14 protein-coding genes, 15 tRNA genes and 2 rRNA genes are annotated in these 14,461 nt (G+C 43.8%); 30 read left to right on the top strand and 1 reads right to left on the bottom strand.

The window, feature by feature from the left end:
- From J2Z37_RS24900 to J2Z37_RS25960, 20 genes are all read left to right on the top strand, one after another.
- Positions 1-129: ribosomal RNA gene (locus J2Z37_RS24900) — 23S ribosomal RNA — on the top strand; the annotation flags it as partial.
- A 59-nt stretch (positions 130-188) separates the two neighbouring features.
- Positions 189-303 (top strand): 5S ribosomal RNA (gene rrf / locus J2Z37_RS24895).
- A 333-nt stretch (positions 304-636) separates the two neighbouring features.
- A tRNA-Ser gene (locus J2Z37_RS24890) sits at positions 637-727 on the top strand.
- Positions 728-742: 15 nt separating this feature from the next.
- A tRNA-Ser gene (locus J2Z37_RS24885) sits at positions 743-833 on the top strand.
- 3 nt (positions 834-836) lie between these two features.
- Positions 837-912 (top strand) — tRNA-Thr (locus tag J2Z37_RS24880).
- Positions 913-1,004: 92 nt separating this feature from the next.
- Positions 1,005-1,081 (top strand) — tRNA-Met (locus tag J2Z37_RS24875).
- 8 nt (positions 1,082-1,089) lie between these two features.
- Positions 1,090-1,165 (top strand) — tRNA-Met (locus J2Z37_RS24870).
- An 82-nt stretch (positions 1,166-1,247) separates the two neighbouring features.
- Positions 1,248-1,321: transfer RNA gene (locus tag J2Z37_RS24865), tRNA-Trp, on the top strand.
- A 6-nt stretch (positions 1,322-1,327) separates the two neighbouring features.
- Positions 1,328-1,416 (top strand) — tRNA-Ser (locus J2Z37_RS24860).
- A 10-nt stretch (positions 1,417-1,426) separates the two neighbouring features.
- A tRNA-Val gene (locus J2Z37_RS24855) sits at positions 1,427-1,503 on the top strand.
- A gap of 13 nt (positions 1,504-1,516) precedes the next feature.
- Positions 1,517-1,590 (top strand) — tRNA-Gly (locus tag J2Z37_RS24850).
- A gap of 146 nt (positions 1,591-1,736) precedes the next feature.
- Positions 1,737-1,813 (top strand) — tRNA-Ile (locus J2Z37_RS24845).
- A gap of 20 nt (positions 1,814-1,833) precedes the next feature.
- A tRNA-Glu gene (locus J2Z37_RS24840) sits at positions 1,834-1,910 on the top strand.
- Between the two features lie 27 nt (positions 1,911-1,937).
- Positions 1,938-2,012: transfer RNA gene (locus J2Z37_RS24835), tRNA-Gln, on the top strand.
- Between the two features lie 4 nt (positions 2,013-2,016).
- Positions 2,017-2,092, top strand: a tRNA-Lys gene (locus tag J2Z37_RS24830).
- A 2-nt stretch (positions 2,093-2,094) separates the two neighbouring features.
- Positions 2,095-2,170 (top strand) — tRNA-Gly (locus J2Z37_RS24825).
- A gap of 273 nt (positions 2,171-2,443) precedes the next feature.
- Positions 2,444-2,520, top strand: a tRNA-Ile gene (locus J2Z37_RS24820).
- Positions 2,521-2,583: 63 nt separating this feature from the next.
- Positions 2,584-2,724 carry a hypothetical protein gene (locus J2Z37_RS24815; RefSeq protein WP_209813032.1) on the top strand — a complete coding sequence of 47 codons (141 nt, stop codon included), beginning with the start codon at positions 2,584-2,586 and terminating at the stop codon, positions 2,722-2,724.
- 32 nt (positions 2,725-2,756) lie between these two features.
- Positions 2,757-3,065, top strand: a complete 309-nt coding sequence (locus J2Z37_RS24810) for a hypothetical protein (protein ID WP_209813031.1) — start codon at positions 2,757-2,759, stop codon at positions 3,063-3,065.
- Positions 3,066-3,077: 12 nt separating this feature from the next.
- Positions 3,078-5,444 carry a DNA translocase FtsK gene (locus J2Z37_RS25960; RefSeq protein ID WP_342453888.1) on the top strand — a complete coding sequence of 789 codons (2,367 nt, stop codon included), beginning with the start codon at positions 3,078-3,080 and terminating at the stop codon, positions 5,442-5,444.
- On the opposite strand, the gene J2Z37_RS24800 is transcribed toward J2Z37_RS25960, so the two are convergent.
- Positions 5,441-5,893, bottom strand: coding sequence for a L,D-transpeptidase (locus J2Z37_RS24800; RefSeq protein WP_209813030.1), 453 nt, complete (start codon positions 5,891-5,893; stop codon positions 5,441-5,443). The genes J2Z37_RS25960 and J2Z37_RS24800 overlap by 4 nt on opposite strands.
- A 173-nt stretch (positions 5,894-6,066) precedes the next feature.
- On the opposite strand from J2Z37_RS24800, the gene moaC reads away from it, so the two are divergent.
- The 10 genes from moaC (at position 6,067) to J2Z37_RS24750 (ending at position 14,335) form a co-directional block, all read left to right on the top strand.
- Positions 6,067-6,540 (top strand): cyclic pyranopterin monophosphate synthase MoaC, encoded by a 474-nt coding sequence (moaC, locus tag J2Z37_RS24795; protein ID WP_209813029.1) that lies wholly within the window; start codon positions 6,067-6,069, stop codon positions 6,538-6,540.
- A gap of 46 nt (positions 6,541-6,586) precedes the next feature.
- On the top strand, positions 6,587-7,087 hold the full coding sequence (mog, locus tag J2Z37_RS24790) for a molybdopterin adenylyltransferase (protein ID WP_209813028.1): 501 nt from the start codon (positions 6,587-6,589) through the stop codon (positions 7,085-7,087).
- A 4-nt stretch (positions 7,088-7,091) separates the two neighbouring features.
- Positions 7,092-7,472 (top strand): molybdopterin-dependent oxidoreductase, encoded by a 381-nt coding sequence (locus J2Z37_RS25955; protein ID WP_342453887.1) that lies wholly within the window; start codon positions 7,092-7,094, stop codon positions 7,470-7,472.
- Positions 7,473-7,563: 91 nt separating this feature from the next.
- Positions 7,564-8,292 carry a (Fe-S)-binding protein gene (locus J2Z37_RS24780; protein WP_209813026.1) on the top strand — a complete coding sequence of 243 codons (729 nt, stop codon included), beginning with the start codon at positions 7,564-7,566 and terminating at the stop codon, positions 8,290-8,292.
- Position 8,293: 1 nt separating this feature from the next.
- Complete coding sequence (locus J2Z37_RS24775; protein ID WP_209813025.1) at positions 8,294-9,709, top strand: LutB/LldF family L-lactate oxidation iron-sulfur protein; 1,416 nt, start codon at positions 8,294-8,296, stop codon at positions 9,707-9,709.
- On the top strand, positions 9,709-10,404 hold the full coding sequence (locus J2Z37_RS24770; RefSeq protein ID WP_209813024.1) for a LutC/YkgG family protein: 696 nt from the start codon (positions 9,709-9,711) through the stop codon (positions 10,402-10,404). Before J2Z37_RS24775 ends, J2Z37_RS24770 begins: the two co-directional genes overlap by 1 nt.
- A gap of 241 nt (positions 10,405-10,645) precedes the next feature.
- Positions 10,646-11,413 carry an HpcH/HpaI aldolase family protein gene (locus tag J2Z37_RS24765; protein ID WP_209813023.1) on the top strand — a complete coding sequence of 256 codons (768 nt, stop codon included), beginning with the start codon at positions 10,646-10,648 and terminating at the stop codon, positions 11,411-11,413.
- Between the two features lie 392 nt (positions 11,414-11,805).
- A complete protein-coding gene (locus tag J2Z37_RS24760) occupies positions 11,806-12,195 on the top strand; it encodes a (deoxy)nucleoside triphosphate pyrophosphohydrolase (RefSeq protein WP_209813022.1) in 390 nt (129 codons plus the stop codon).
- A 70-nt stretch (positions 12,196-12,265) separates the two neighbouring features.
- Positions 12,266-12,574: a winged helix-turn-helix transcriptional regulator gene (locus J2Z37_RS24755; RefSeq protein WP_209813021.1), complete on the top strand. Its 309-nt coding sequence runs from the start codon at positions 12,266-12,268 to the stop codon at positions 12,572-12,574.
- A 147-nt stretch (positions 12,575-12,721) separates the two neighbouring features.
- Positions 12,722-14,335 (top strand): S-layer homology domain-containing protein, encoded by a 1,614-nt coding sequence (locus tag J2Z37_RS24750; RefSeq protein WP_209813020.1) that lies wholly within the window; start codon positions 12,722-12,724, stop codon positions 14,333-14,335.
- Positions 14,336-14,461 lie beyond the last annotated feature (126 nt).

Genomic DNA, 14,461 nt, shown 5'->3' with positions numbered 1-14,461 from the left:
CTCAAGATGAGATTTCCCATGGAGTTAATCCAGTAAGACCCCTTAAAGATGATGAGGTTGATAGGTCCGGTGTGGAAGTGCTGCAAAGCATGGAGCTGACGGATACTAATCGGTCGAGGGCTTAACCAACAAACAAACGCATTGGAAAACTTACAGTTATCTAGTTTTGAAGGAATAATCCTTCAAGATCTGGTGATGATGGCGAAGAAGTCACACCCGTTCCCATCTCGAACACGGAAGTTAAGCTCTTCAGCGCCGATGGTACTTGGGTATAAGCCCTGGGAGAGTAGGTCGTTGCCAGGTTGAATATGCTCCGATGTACGACACTCTCCGGGAGAGTATTGAAACGTATATCGAAGGATATTCAAAGAAGCAAAAAGCGGGATTAAGTGGAACGTTTCAATGCCGAGCGTGAAGTCTTTCGAAGATGATGATTCATACGCTGCGGAATGGTCGTTGCCAGGTTGAATATACTCCGATGTACGACACTCTCCTAGAGAGTATTGAAACGTATATTGAAGAATATTCAAAGAAGCAATAAGCGAAATTAAGTGGAACGTTTCAATGCCGAGCGTGAAGTCTTTCGAAGATGTTGATTCATACGCTGCGAAATGGTCGTTGTCAAGTTAGAATCATAGAGAGGTGTCCGAGTGGTCGAAGGAGCACGATTGGAAATCGTGTATACGTGATGAGCGTATCGAGGGTTCGAATCCCTTCCTCTCTGCCATATCTCATCTTACATGGAGAGTTACCCAAGAGGCCGAAGGGGACGGTTTGCTAAACCGTTAGGGTGGGCAACTGCCGCGAGGGTTCGAATCCCTCACTCTCCGCCATTTGCTCCTGTAGCTCAGTCGGTAGAGCGCATCCATGGTAAGGATGAGGTCGCAGGTTCGATTCCTGTCGGGAGCACCATCTATCTTTCGTTCCTACTACGTCGTATGATCTTCTTGCTGGAATGAGATGGTAGTACCCAAAGGGTGCACCAGAATATTTAAATTTTTTATGGCGGTGTAGCTCAGCTGGCTAGAGCGTACGGTTCATACCCGTAAGGTCGGGGGTTCGATCCCCTCCGCCGCTACCATAAATGATCGCGGGGTGGAGCAGTTGGTAGCTCGTCGGGCTCATAACCCGAAGGTCGCAGGTTCAAGTCCTGTCCCCGCAACCAATATATGCTTGCGCACTACCTCGATTTAACCTACTTTCGTAAGCAATAGAGTGGTCCTCGAAGAGGGCAACCAATTTAATTTAGGGACATAGTTTAACGGTAGAACAGAGGTCTCCAAAACCTCCAGTGTGGGTTCGATTCCTACTGTCCCTGCCATTACATGGAGGGATACCGAAGTGGTCATAACGGGGCGGTCTTGAAAACCGTTAGGGTGCAAGCCCACGGGGGTTCGAATCCCTCTCCCTCCGCCATATATATCAAGGACGATTAGCTCAGTTGGTTAGAGCGCTACGTTGACATCGTAGAGGTCGGCGGTTCGAATCCGTCATCGTCCACCATAGCTAAACAAATGCGGGTGTAGTTCAATGGTAGAACTCCAGCCTTCCAAGCTGGTCGCGAGGGTTCGATTCCCTTCACCCGCTCCATTAATGTTCATTCCCACTACGTCGAATTTTCATCTCTGTTGGAATGAGATAAAGAAGTCCTTTAGGACTCCATATGCTATGAATCCTACTACGTCGAGATACTTCTTTGTTGGATTCATATGAGTAGTACTCGAAGAGTGCTCCAGGGGCCCATAGCTCAGCTGGTTAGAGCGCACGCCTGATAAGCGTGAGGTCGGTGGTTCGAGTCCACTTGGGCCCACCATAAAAAGATTATATTATTTTGGCCCGTTGGAGAAGCGGCTTAACTCACATGCCTTTCACGCATGCATTCAGGGGTTCGAATCCCCTACGGGTCACCATATTTTAACAAGTAATACCCTTAGAAATGGCCCATAGCCAAGCGGTAAGGCAACGGACTTTGAATCCGTCATGCCCTGGTTCGAATCCAGGTGGGCCAGCCATTGTGAGCCATTAGCTCAGTCGGTAGAGCACCTGACTTTTAATCAGGGTGTCACTGGTTCGAGTCCAGTATGGCTCACCATTGCGGACGTAGCTCAGTTGGTAGAGCACAACCTTGCCAAGGTTGGGGTCGCGAGTTCGAGTCTCGTCGTCCGCTCCATCAGTTATTATTCCTACAACGTCGATTATGCATCCTGCTGGAATAATATAAGTGGTACTCGAAGAGTGCTCCATTAATGTTCATTCCAACTACGTCGAATTATCTTCTAGGCTGGAATGAAATAAAGAAGTCCTTTAGGGCTCCATCAGTTATTATTCCTACAACGTCGATTATGCATCCTGCTGGAATAATAAGAGTAGTCCTCGAAGAGGGCTCCATTTAAAATTATTCCTACTGCGATTATGCTGAATAATATCTGCTAACATCGAAGAAGGGCCCATAGCTCAGCTGGTTAGAGCGCACGCCTGATAAGCGTGAGGTCGGTGGTTCGAGTCCACTTGGGCCCACCATACATATTGATTAATCGAATCACGTTATTGAATTAACGTGATTTTTTATTTGCGTTAAAAAAGTTGAAGCATTGGTTTATTGTACATTCTTTACTAAATGGGATCCCGGAAGTTATCGTACAGAGGGTCCGTGTTAAGGACAAATCCCGTGAGAAAAAGGCGAGAAAAGGTCTTCATCGGGGTTATGAAGGACAAATTGCGTAGGAAAAACGTGGGAAAAGGTCTTCATCGGGGTTATGAAGGACAAATCCCGTAAGAAAAACGCGAGGAAAGGTCTTCATCAGCGTTATGAGAAATTCTCCACCATTATGACTAGTGGATTTTGCCCAATCAGCCTTAAATTACCGTTATTATCTTGGAACTTAGTCATTTCTTTTATCTTGGAACTTAGTCATTTCTTTACTTTAGAGGGATTTTCCGGTTATTTAAAATTAACCAACAAAGCTTATGCAGTGTCCAACACTAATGCTGCACCTAAACACACTTTCCACAGCCTAACAAAGATCCAGGCTTTAGGTTTTTTTGCCCCCATGTTAAGATTATAGAATAAGCAGTTAGTGTTTTATCAAAAGGAAGTGACTGTAAAGTTGAAGGATGTTTTTCGAAAGTTAGCAGAATGGTTGGGAATAGAGAAGGATGCATCTTCTACGATCGAGGAAAAGGTGAACAATGACGAGCATCCCATTCACCCCGATGTACATGTACGAACGCGTACTGTCTATCCAAAGGGGGCTAAGGGGGGTGGGGAATTTCGCTTTCCAGTTATCCCGGATGAACGGATCTCAAAAGAGAGACCTCCTAGAAGCAACCAGGATCCCAAGTTGAAAAGGTCAACTCATAATTTATATAAACCGATGGAGGCCCCTAGGGCGCCTGTTGAACATATAAAACCAAATAGTACGGAAGCAACTTCAAGGAAAAAGTTCCAACCATCTGAGATTATATCACCGGTATACGGGAGAATGTCTTTTGCTGATCCCCCTAAAGAAAAACCGACGAGTAATATGGATTTACATACGAATGAAGAAACGGACGATGCGAAGTGGAAATCTATTTCCCCTCCGGAAGTAAAAGTTACCATTGATAACCCTAGCGATGGGGAAGACATAACAAGTCAAAGCAGACTAGTAAGGGAATATCAGAATAAACCTGCATTTGTTCCATCTCAACCGGATGATTCTCAAATAGATCAGTCTTTTCCAGATGTGTCTCACTTGGATCAGTCACAGCTAAATGAATTGGACAAACCATACGTATTACATCCAGACCAATCAAATAGGGATCACTCCCGTAAGGATGATCCTGTAAACTCTCATGACCAGCCGCTTTCATCGAATGTGATTGCTTTTCCAAAGCGTTCTGTTCCGGTTGAAACGAAGGATGAAGATAAGATCGGAAACACCAATAACGAAAGCAAACAAGAGGAACCTGAACATAGCCCAACAACTGACGCTAATGTCGGCAGTAAAACGGCAATATCATGGGAAAAGCAAGATGATACCTACAGTGAACTTTATCAATTTCCGAGCGCTAATTTGCTGCAAATGGAGCCTCAGTCAACTTCTGTCGATGATAATTATATCTATGAACAAATTGATAAGTTAACACTGGCCTTGGAGAATTTTAATGTCAAGGCAGAAGTCATTGGGGTTGTGAAAGGACCAACAGTCACCCGATATGAACTGCAGCCAGCACCTGGGGTTAAAGTCAATAAATTCACGAACCTAATCGATGATATCAAATTAGCGCTAGCTGCCAAAGATATCCGGATGGAAGCACCAATACCTGGGAGATCAGCGATTGGAATCGAAGTGCCGAATGAAGTCAGCACCCCCGTTTTTATCCGCTCCATTCTTGAATCAGATGAGTTCAGGGAGAAATCTTCGTCACTCTCTGTTGCGTTAGGGCGTGACATTTCCGGAGCTCCTGTTATTGGGGATTTAAAGAAAATGCCGCACGGATTAATTGCCGGAGCAACAGGGTCGGGAAAAAGTGTATGTATCAACTCGATTATCGTAAGCTTAATGTATAAAGCCAAGCCCTCGGATGTAAGGATGATCCTGATTGATCCGAAGGTGGTGGAATTAGCGCCATACAATCATATTCCTCATTTACTTACACCTGTTGTGACAGATCCGAAACAAGCTACAGCCGCGTTAAAGTGGGCTGTAGTGGAGATGGATAAGAGATACGAAAAATTTGCCGAATCAGGTGCTCGGGACATTGAGCGATATAATTCTATGATGGAGCATGAGGGGAATGAAAAGCTACCCTACATTGTTATCGTGATTGATGAATTGGCAGACCTGATGATGGTTTCTCCTCATGACGTAGAGGAAGCGATCTGTCGGATTGCGCAAAAAGCAAGGGCATGTGGAATTCATTTGCTCGTTGCCACACAGCGTCCATCTGTTGATGTCATTACAGGACTTATTAAAGCCAATATCCCTTCCCGAATTGCTTTCTCCGTGTCATCGCAAGCCGATTCTAGGACGATTCTTGATATGGGCGGTGCGGAGCGCTTGCTTGGAAAAGGGGATATGCTTTACTATCCAAGTGGACAGGCAAAGCCTGTTCGTTTACAGGGAAACTTCGTTTCCGATGATGAGATTGAGCAAGTTGTTGAGCATGTGAAGAAGCAACAAAAAACTGTTTATCTTTTTGATAAAGAAGAGTTGAATCGGGTTACAAGTGCTAGTTCTAGTGAACAAGACGACGAGTTGTTTGAGGAAGCATTGCTCTTTACCATCGAACAGGGACAGGCATCAGCTTCATCATTACAAAGAAGATTTCGAATCGGATACAATCGCGCGGCAAGGCTGATCGATTTGATGGAAGCAGAAGGATATGTGTCCGGCCAGTCAGGCAGTAAGCCCCGGGAGGTCTTAATCACCATGGATGATTATTACAATCTCTTTGGTTAATGGATCAAGACCTTTGTTCCTAAAGGAATATGGCGAAAAAGCCACTCTACTTCATTGTTCTTCATCCGGATGCAGCCTTCGCTGGCATGGCTTCCAATCGATTTTGGGTTGTTGGTGCCATGGATTCCATATTTATAGCCATTGGTCCCCGGAACGTTCAAGCCAATCCAACGGGTTCCAACCGGGTTGTTAGGATCGCCCCCTGGTATATTCTTCGGAATATACCAGGGGTTTTTTACTTTTCTAATCACAAAATATGTTCCTTCTGGTGTTAAATGAGCAGATTTTCCAGTGGAGATGGAAAAGTGGTATACGGGAGTATCATTAAGCATGACGGATAATTGGTTTTTGGATTTATTGACTAATAAGTAGACGCCTTCTTCATCCGCGAATGCCGAATCGTTTGTCATAAAACTAAGAATTAGAAATAGTAAAAGAAAGGCTCTCATATCTCGTCCTCCTTTTTCTGCTGGCTTTTTTACTACGTCGATTTTCTTCGTGCTAAAAAACCATCTAGTTGTCCTTTAGGGTTTCGAATTAGTATGTTGTGAATGCGTCCTTCTTATGAAACAGGAACTTTTGCTATAATAAGTAAAATGATGCAAATATAGGAGGAAGGGAAATGGCTGATCACTTAACCCATTTTAATGAACAACAACGGGCAAAAATGGTGGATATTTCAGATAAACAGGAGACAAAACGGGAAGCGGTTGCAGTAAGTCGTGTCGAGATGAAGGCGGATACGATGACGCGAATTAAAGAAGGAAAGATTGGAAAAGGGGATGTGCTGGCTGTCGCCCAAGTGGCAGGAATTATGGCGGCAAAGAAAACCTCAGAATGGATTCCAATGTGCCATCCCATTCCTTTAACAGGTGTGGATATTCACTTTGAAATCATTTCTAATACTGAATTACATATTGAAGCGAAGGCGAAAACAACGGGTCAGACAGGTGTGGAGATGGAGGCTTTGACTGCGGCCAGTGCTGCGGCTCTGACTGTTTATGACATGTGTAAGGCAATGGATAAGGGGATGATCATTGGTCCAACCTACCTGCAAATGAAAACGGGAGGAAAAAGCGGAGATTTTCATCGATAATACGGGATGAAACGGGGGCTTAACCCCTTAATAGGGAGGATTTTTTATGGACAAATGGAAAGTAGGAATTCTTACGGCCAGTGACAAAGGTAGTCGAGGGGAACGTGAGGACATCAGTGGCTCTGTAATAAAAGAACTGGTGTCGTCCATTAATGGCGAGGTTATTCAGCATGAGGTGGTAGCGGATGAGCAAGAATGGATTAAGAAGTCGCTAATCGAATTAGCTGACGTTACGCAATGTGATCTGATATTCACTACTGGGGGGACCGGTTTTGCTGCCCGCGATGTAACTCCTGAGGCAACAAAAGCTGTCATCGAGCGGGAGGTTCCGGGCATCCCCGAGAGAATGCGAGCGGCTACTTTGGTCAATACGAAATTTGCCATACTCTCTCGGGCCGCTGCGGGAATTCGCGGGAACACCTTGATTATTAACCTGCCGGGGAGCCCAAAAGGGGTCAAAGAATGTTTCGAATCGATCGCAGATGTTCTGCCACATGCGTTGAAGCTGCTAAGAGCCAACCTCGAACATGATCAGGAAGGGGTGTAAAGGTGTGAGCGATTGGAAGGTAACAGTAACAGACTTAAAACACCAGTCATTTAGGTGCAGTTTTGAGGACTTTGAAAACTGGAAGGATCCTAGTATTCCAGTCGAAGACTTTGCTCCGCGAAAAAATGGAGAAGCTGTTTTCGTTGGGCGTGTCCTAGAGGAAATGGGGGTCGATTCAGACTATACGCATTTAGTGTTCAAGGCTGGTGACGGGTTTGAACAGAAGATTAGCAAGGAAGATGTTTCAACAGCCTTTTTACTTTTCAAGCAAAAGGGAGAACCGTTAAAAAAGGGGTATCCTACCAGGCTTTTCGTCCCTTCAAGTGAATCTGATTGCTTGAACGTTAAAGCAGTTGTCGAAATTAGTCTATTGAGGGAATTTTAATTATGATATAATTCAAGCATTCAATAGAAACTACTTAATCATCTGATAACCTGATTATTAGATGCTGGCATTTTCGGGGGAGGAATCAAGTTTGAAAGTTTCTCTATTTATTACCTGCTTAGCTGACGTTTTTTACCCAAAGGTGGGGATGAATGTCGTGGAAGTTCTGCGTAGTTACGGGGTGGAAGTGGATTTCCCGCAGGATCAGACATGCTGTGGACAACCTGCATTTAACAGCGGGTATCATAAAGAAGCAAGAGAGTCTGCAAGACAATTGATCAAAGCGTTTGCAGATAGCCCAATGGTTGTGACCCCTTCCGGGTCATGTGCCTCGATGATACGCCATTATTATCCGGACCTCTTTAAAGACGAGCCGGAATGGAAAGAAAGAGCAATAGAATTAGCCGATAAGACGTATGAATTTAGCGAGTTTTTAGTTCACGTGTTGAAAGTAGAAGACATCGAAGCGAAATTTCCTGCACATGCAACCTACCATCATTCCTGTCATATGTCGAGGGGACTGGGGCTGAAAGGGGAACCTATTAAATTATTAGGTCAAGTGGAAGATTTAGAGATGGAAGATCTGCCATATTGCAATGATTGTTGTGGTTTTGGGGGGACTTTCGCTGCGAAGATGAGTGATATCTCGGAAAAAATGGTGGATGAGAAAATTAAAAATATCGAAACTACAGGAGCTGATGTGCTCATCGGATCTGATATGGGATGCCTCATGAATATTGGGGGAAGACTTCGCCGGCTAGGAAAAGAGGTTCGTGTGATGCACGTAGCTGAAGTTCTGGCAGAAGGGGGACAAAAGTAAGATGAGTGCACATCCTTTAATTTTTAATGAAAGAGTAGATAAAGCCCTAGCTGATCCGATTCTAAAAAAGGCCCTTCCGCTGACACAGGATCGGCTTCGTGGGGGAAGAATCAATGCTGCTGAACAGTTGGGGAATGTTGAGGAATGGAGAGAGCTCGCTTCACAAATCCGCAGCCATACGATTGCAAACCTGGATAGTTACCTTGAAGAATTGGTCACAAATGTGAGGAAAAATGGGGGACATGTGCATTTCGCAGCGACTTCAGATGATGCTGTAGAAATTATAACCGGGATTGCCAAGGAAAAGAACGCTAAATCTGTGGTGAAATCCAAGTCCATGGTATCTGAGGAAGTCCATATAAATAAGCACTTGGAAGATATGGGAATTAAGGTCGTTGAATCGGATTTAGGAGAGTACATTATTCAACTGGCCAACGAAACCCCTTCTCACCTGATTGCTCCAGCGATTCACAAAACAAGGGAGCAAGTGAGAGAAATGTTTTCCAAGGTTGCAGGAAGACAGCTTTCCGATGAAACCACGGAGCTCACTGCTTTTGCCAGAGAGAAGCTGCGCCAGGAGTTCCTGCAAGCAGACATCGGGATTTCTGGATGTAATTTTGCCGTGGCCGAATCTGGTTCTGTTGTGCTCGTGAGTAATGAAGGAAATGCCCGCCTGACCACAACAGTACCGAAAGTCCACATCGCGATGATGGGGATGGAAAGGATTGTTCCCACATGGAATGAACTTGATATGGTTGTTTCCATGTTGACACGGAGTGCTACCGGACAAAAAATCAGTGTGTACGTTACAGGAATTAACTCGCCGAGACAAAGCGAAGACTCTGATGGTCCAGAGGAGTTTCATTTGGTCATTCTCGATAATGGGCGCTCCAACATCCTAGGGACGGCCTACCAAGAAGCATTGAACTGCATTCGCTGCGGTGCTTGTCTGAATGTTTGTCCAGTTTACCGTCACATTGGTGGACATGCTTATGGCGGAGTTTACAGCGGACCGATTGGCGCGGTTTTAACCCCACTTTTAGGCGGATATGAAGAATGGCTTGAACTCCCTTATGCATCAAGTCTTTGTGGAGCCTGTTCAGAAGCTTGTCCAGTGAAAATCCCATTGCATGATCTGTTGATTGAACATCGTAAGGATGAAGTGGAAATGGGACTCACGCCATTCTCCGAAAAGATGGCGTTTAAAGGTTTTGGTTTCGCTACTAGTCATCCATCTGTTTATGAAACAGCTGTTAAATTGGCACATTCAGGGATGGGCTTTTTGGCGAAGGATGGCGTAATCAGTAAAGGACCAGGGATGTTAGGCGGTTGGACAGATGTCCGGGACTTGCCGCAGCCTGCGAAACAGTCCTTTAGAGAGTGGTGGAAAAAGGAAGGAAAGGGGCGGAACCAATAATGGATCTGAAAAAACAGGAAGATTTTCTAAACAATATTGCCAGCAAACTGGGCCGTCCAAGAAGATCTGGAGTTGAACCACCAAAATGGGAATCAAAGCCATACCTTCACCTCTATGAAGGGAAATCGCATGAGGAGTTGATAGAGGATTTCATCACCAACCTCGGGCAGCTAAACACAAAGGTAGACCGGATCAGCCGCGATCAATTTGCAGCTTCCCTAGGGAATGTCATTCAGGACTTCGAGGTACGCTCCACTGTTTATTGGGATGATGAAGCCCTAGATTCCCTTTGCCTGTCCGATGTGTTAGAGAAGAATCAGATCGATGCCTTCCGTTGGGATCCGAATGAAAATGAAGAAGAAATGAAGCAGAGGACAGCACACGTCGATCTTGGCATTGTTTTTGCGGACCTTGGGCTTGCCGAAACAGGAACCGTTGTGCTCTTTAATGGAGGCGGAAGAGGGAGACTCGTAAGCCTTCTTCCCCCAAAATTCCTTTGCATTCTTTCAGAGAAAGACATCGTCCCAAGATTGACCCAGGCCGTCCAGAAGGTCCACGAACGAGTCTCCGAGGGACTTCCTGCCTGCATCAATTTCATTACCGGCCCAAGCCGTACAGGCGATATTGAAATGGATTTGGCCTTTGGAGTGCACGGTCCGGGGAAGGTACATGTGATTTTGTTGAAAGATGAATAGCTAGGACGTCATTACTGTTCCTTTCATTTTCGCCAGATCGTTACTAGGATCACTCATATAAGAGTATTTTTTTGTTATAACCACCAGGGTATATCTGGTGGTATTTTTTTGGGTAAAACATTAATAAATAGAATAGTTGATAAATTCAATATTTTGTAATAGCATATAATTGCAGAAAGAAATAGGACAGCAAAGCAGAAGGTAACCCCATATCCCAAACTATATGAAATGGAGAAATGTGATGAGTACTTTAGAAATTAAGAGGAAAATTTTGGATAAACAAATGGTTCTCGGGACATTTTTGATGGAACTGGACACACCAGGCATTGCTCAAATCTTAAAAAACGCAGGATTGGAATTTGTGGTATTGGATATGGAACACGGCGGATTTGACATCAATACCATTAAGAAGATGGCACGTTATTGTAAAGGAGCAGACCTACTGTCGATCGTGCGTGTTCCTGTAGGACAGTATCATTATGTTGCCCGTGCTTTAGATGCAGGCGCCAAAGGGATAATTGTTCCAATGACCGAGACGGCAGAACAAATTTCCGATGTTGTACAATTTGCAAAGTATTACCCACATGGGAAACGGGGGACGGCTTTCGGTATAGCTCATGATGATTATCGGGTGTCCGAAGTAACCCAGACGATGCAACAGGCAAATGCGGAGACGCTCGTGGTTCCACTAATTGAATCTGCGAAAGGAATTGAAAACCTGGAGGAAATCATTCAAGTGGATGGAGTAGATTTGATTTGGGTTGGTCATTTTGATCTTTCGCAAACATTGGGGATTCCGGGTCAATTTAAACATCCTTTATTTGTTGAGGCGATGGAACACTTGATTCAAACCTGTAAAAAATACAATAAGCCTTGTGGGAGACTTGTTCCTAATTTACAGGAGGCTATGTATTGGAAAGAAAAAGGATTTAGCTGTATTTCTTATGGATCGGATATTTCCATTTTGTATCAATCGGTTCATCAGTTTGTTACCCAGATCATGAAGTAAAGTTTAAATGGAGAATATCCAACTAAGCCGCCTATCCAAAGGGGAAAAGACAGGGTTAATTGGACGTTCTCCACCTAATCATTTCCCCATACAGTAAAAAGGCCATCTAATCCAAAAATCCCCCGCCCCCTTCATCCTCAAGCAAAAATAGGAGCACTATTGCGACAAGAACAATCACCCACCAACCGTTGTCTTCAAAAAAGCTCATAGGAATCCCTCATTTTCACTATATTACTTAGCCTATTCAGATGTCGGGCACTAGTTGATAGGCAGGAGCCCAATTTTACCGAGTGGAGAAACTTTTAATCCCAGAAAAATACGAAATTAAACTTATGAAGAGGGCAAAATTAGTGTATTCTAAATACTAACTTCACTACAAGGAGAATGGTTGATTGAAACAAGTTTATGTGGTTGGTGCCGTGATTTTTGCAGGAGATAATGAGGTTTTATGTGCGTTACGAGGGAAGAATATGTCCCAAGAGGGGCTATGGGAATTTCCTGGCGGAAAAATAGAGCAAGGAGAAACTCCAGAGCAGGCTCTTGTCCGTGAAATTAAGGAAGAATTGGGTTGTACGATAAAAGTCCATGATCGGGTTGAAGTAACGGATTATGAATACCCAGCATTGCAGGTCAATTTACAAACTTATCGTGCAGAGATTGTGGAGGGGACACCGATTCCAAAAGAGCATGAGGAGCTTAGATGGATGAAGGTGGAGCAATTAATGGAATTAAGCTGGGCCCCTGCAGATCTCCCTGCGGTAAGAAAAATCATGGAAAATTGAAACTTACTTTTTACAATTTACTTCAGATGGAGTATAGTAAAAGTAAGAAACGTAATGAAGGGGGCTCACTATGGATTATTCTTCTATGTGCCCACGATACGAGGCCGCTATAGATATATTGGGGAAAAAATGGACGGGTTTGATCATCCGAGTATTGCTTGGAGGGCCACGCCGTTTTAAGGAAATAAAAGAGCAAATACCAGATATGAGCGATCGAGTGCTCTCAGAGCGAATGAAAGAATTAGAGGATGCTGGGATCCTAGTACGAAAGGTTTATCCAGATACTCCCGTTCGGATTGAATATGTCTTAACCGAAAGAGGAAAGAATCTGGAGCCGGTAATTCAGGAAATTCAGCAGTGGGCTGAGACCTGGTTGTAGAGGGTTGAACCATTTTGGTTCAATCTTTTTTTATTTCAAAGAGAAAATTTTCCTGACTTTGTATAAGCCCCCCCAAAAAGAAATAATTACCACGAAAAGTATGTCGATAGAGTTGATAGTTATACAAAATAGAGGAGGAATCGACATATGAAAAAGTGGAGCCATAAAATTCTACCCGCATTATTAGCTGGGACACTAACTTTATCCTTTGGGGCAGCGGTTGATGCAAAAGGAAATGGTAATGGGAATGGAAATCACGGAAAGGCAAAAGGACAAGCAAAAAAAGTAGAACAATTTGTAAAGCAAATTAAATTTAAAGACGTGGATCGTCACTGGGCAAAGGCTACGATTGAATTGCTAGCTGCAAAGGAAATTATTAAAGGGTATTCTGATTATACTTTCCAGCCGAACAAGCCTGTAACACAGCTTGAAGCAATTGCAATGGTCATGAACATGTTAACGCAAAATGAAGATCTTGATAAAGGTGATCTTTACATAGGCAAGAATATCCCAGATTGGGCAAAAGAATCCGTAAAGTTGGCTCTTGTGAACGATATTATCACGATCGATGACCTGTTCCAGCCAAACAAGCCGGCCACTCGTTTGTTTATTGTGAAAATGTTAGTGAATGCGCTGCATTCCGATTTGGAAGATTTAGATGGAGAGGATATCTTCTTCGGGGATATTAAAGATCTTTCCGATAAAGAAAAAGCTTATTTATCCATTGCCCTAATGGAATCTTTGGTTCAAGGATATGGAGACAAGACCTTTAAACCGAACAAGCCAGTCACACGTGCGGAAATGTCGCTTTTTGTCAAGCGTTTGATGGATAAGTTCGATGGGGATATTGACGTAGATTTAGATACCGATATAGAAGGAACTATTCGTGCAATTGATGAAGACGATGAAGAATTAAAGATCAATTCAAAGACCTATAAGTTAGCTGATGATGCGATCATTAAAGTAGATGACAAAACATCTGACCTAGATTCCTTAGAAGTAGGAATGAAGGTTGAGGTTGTCCTTAAAGATGGAGAAATCACCAAGGTTTATGCGTACACAACAGATGAACTAGCAAATGTGGATACCAAAATAGAGAAGCTGACAGATGGGGAGAAATCCGATGATTTTGAGGAAGCAGTAAAGAAAGGTAGCAAAGTATCCGATGAAACACCGGATTTAGAAGATGAAACACTTTTCGTTGTTCTGAATGAAGAGACCGCCGAATCTGTTGATTTAAGCGCAATTGATGGCAGCCAAGATGATGGGGACGAGGTTGCAGATGAATTAGAGGCAGCCATTGCAGATGCATTGGATGAGGAAGATCGAGTAAAAGTTTCCTTCGATGATTCGGATGACCGTTTCGTATTTGAAACAACCAACAGTCCTTCGGATGAAACACCAACGCTTCGCTTTTACGGCAGTGCCCTTGATGAACTTGGCCTAGACAGCACAATGACAGAGGGCTCAGAAGGGGAAGCGGTAGCTGAGTCCGCTAAAATCACAGTGAAGTCAGATGCAGAAGCAGATGGAACATTGGTTGTTGTGTTTAAGGATGGAACAATCAATGAAAAGCTGGAAGTAAAAGTGGAAGAAGACGAAACAGCTGAGGTAATCGCCTCAAAGATCGCTGATGCTTTAGAGGAGAATGACGATATCGATGAAGCCTATGATATCGAGGTTGATGATGAGGTAATCATCGTTACTTCAAAAGAAGCTGGCAAGGATTTAGATCTTAAAATTGAGATTTCAGAAAAATAATATAGCAAACAAAAAAGAGGGACTCCAAGGTCAATGTCATTAAGTTAGGCTCAAAGAAGGACTGGGAATAAAAATGGAATGCAAAACGGCATGGAAAAAAACCTATGCCGTTTGTTTTTTTGTGTA

This window comes from Ammoniphilus resinae (genome assembly GCF_017873965.1).
Lineage (GTDB): Bacteria > Bacillota > Bacilli > Aneurinibacillales > RAOX-1 > Ammoniphilus_A > Ammoniphilus_A resinae.
The sequence above is the reverse complement of the archived record's forward strand: the minus strand, read 5'-3'. Positions and strand labels throughout refer to the sequence as shown.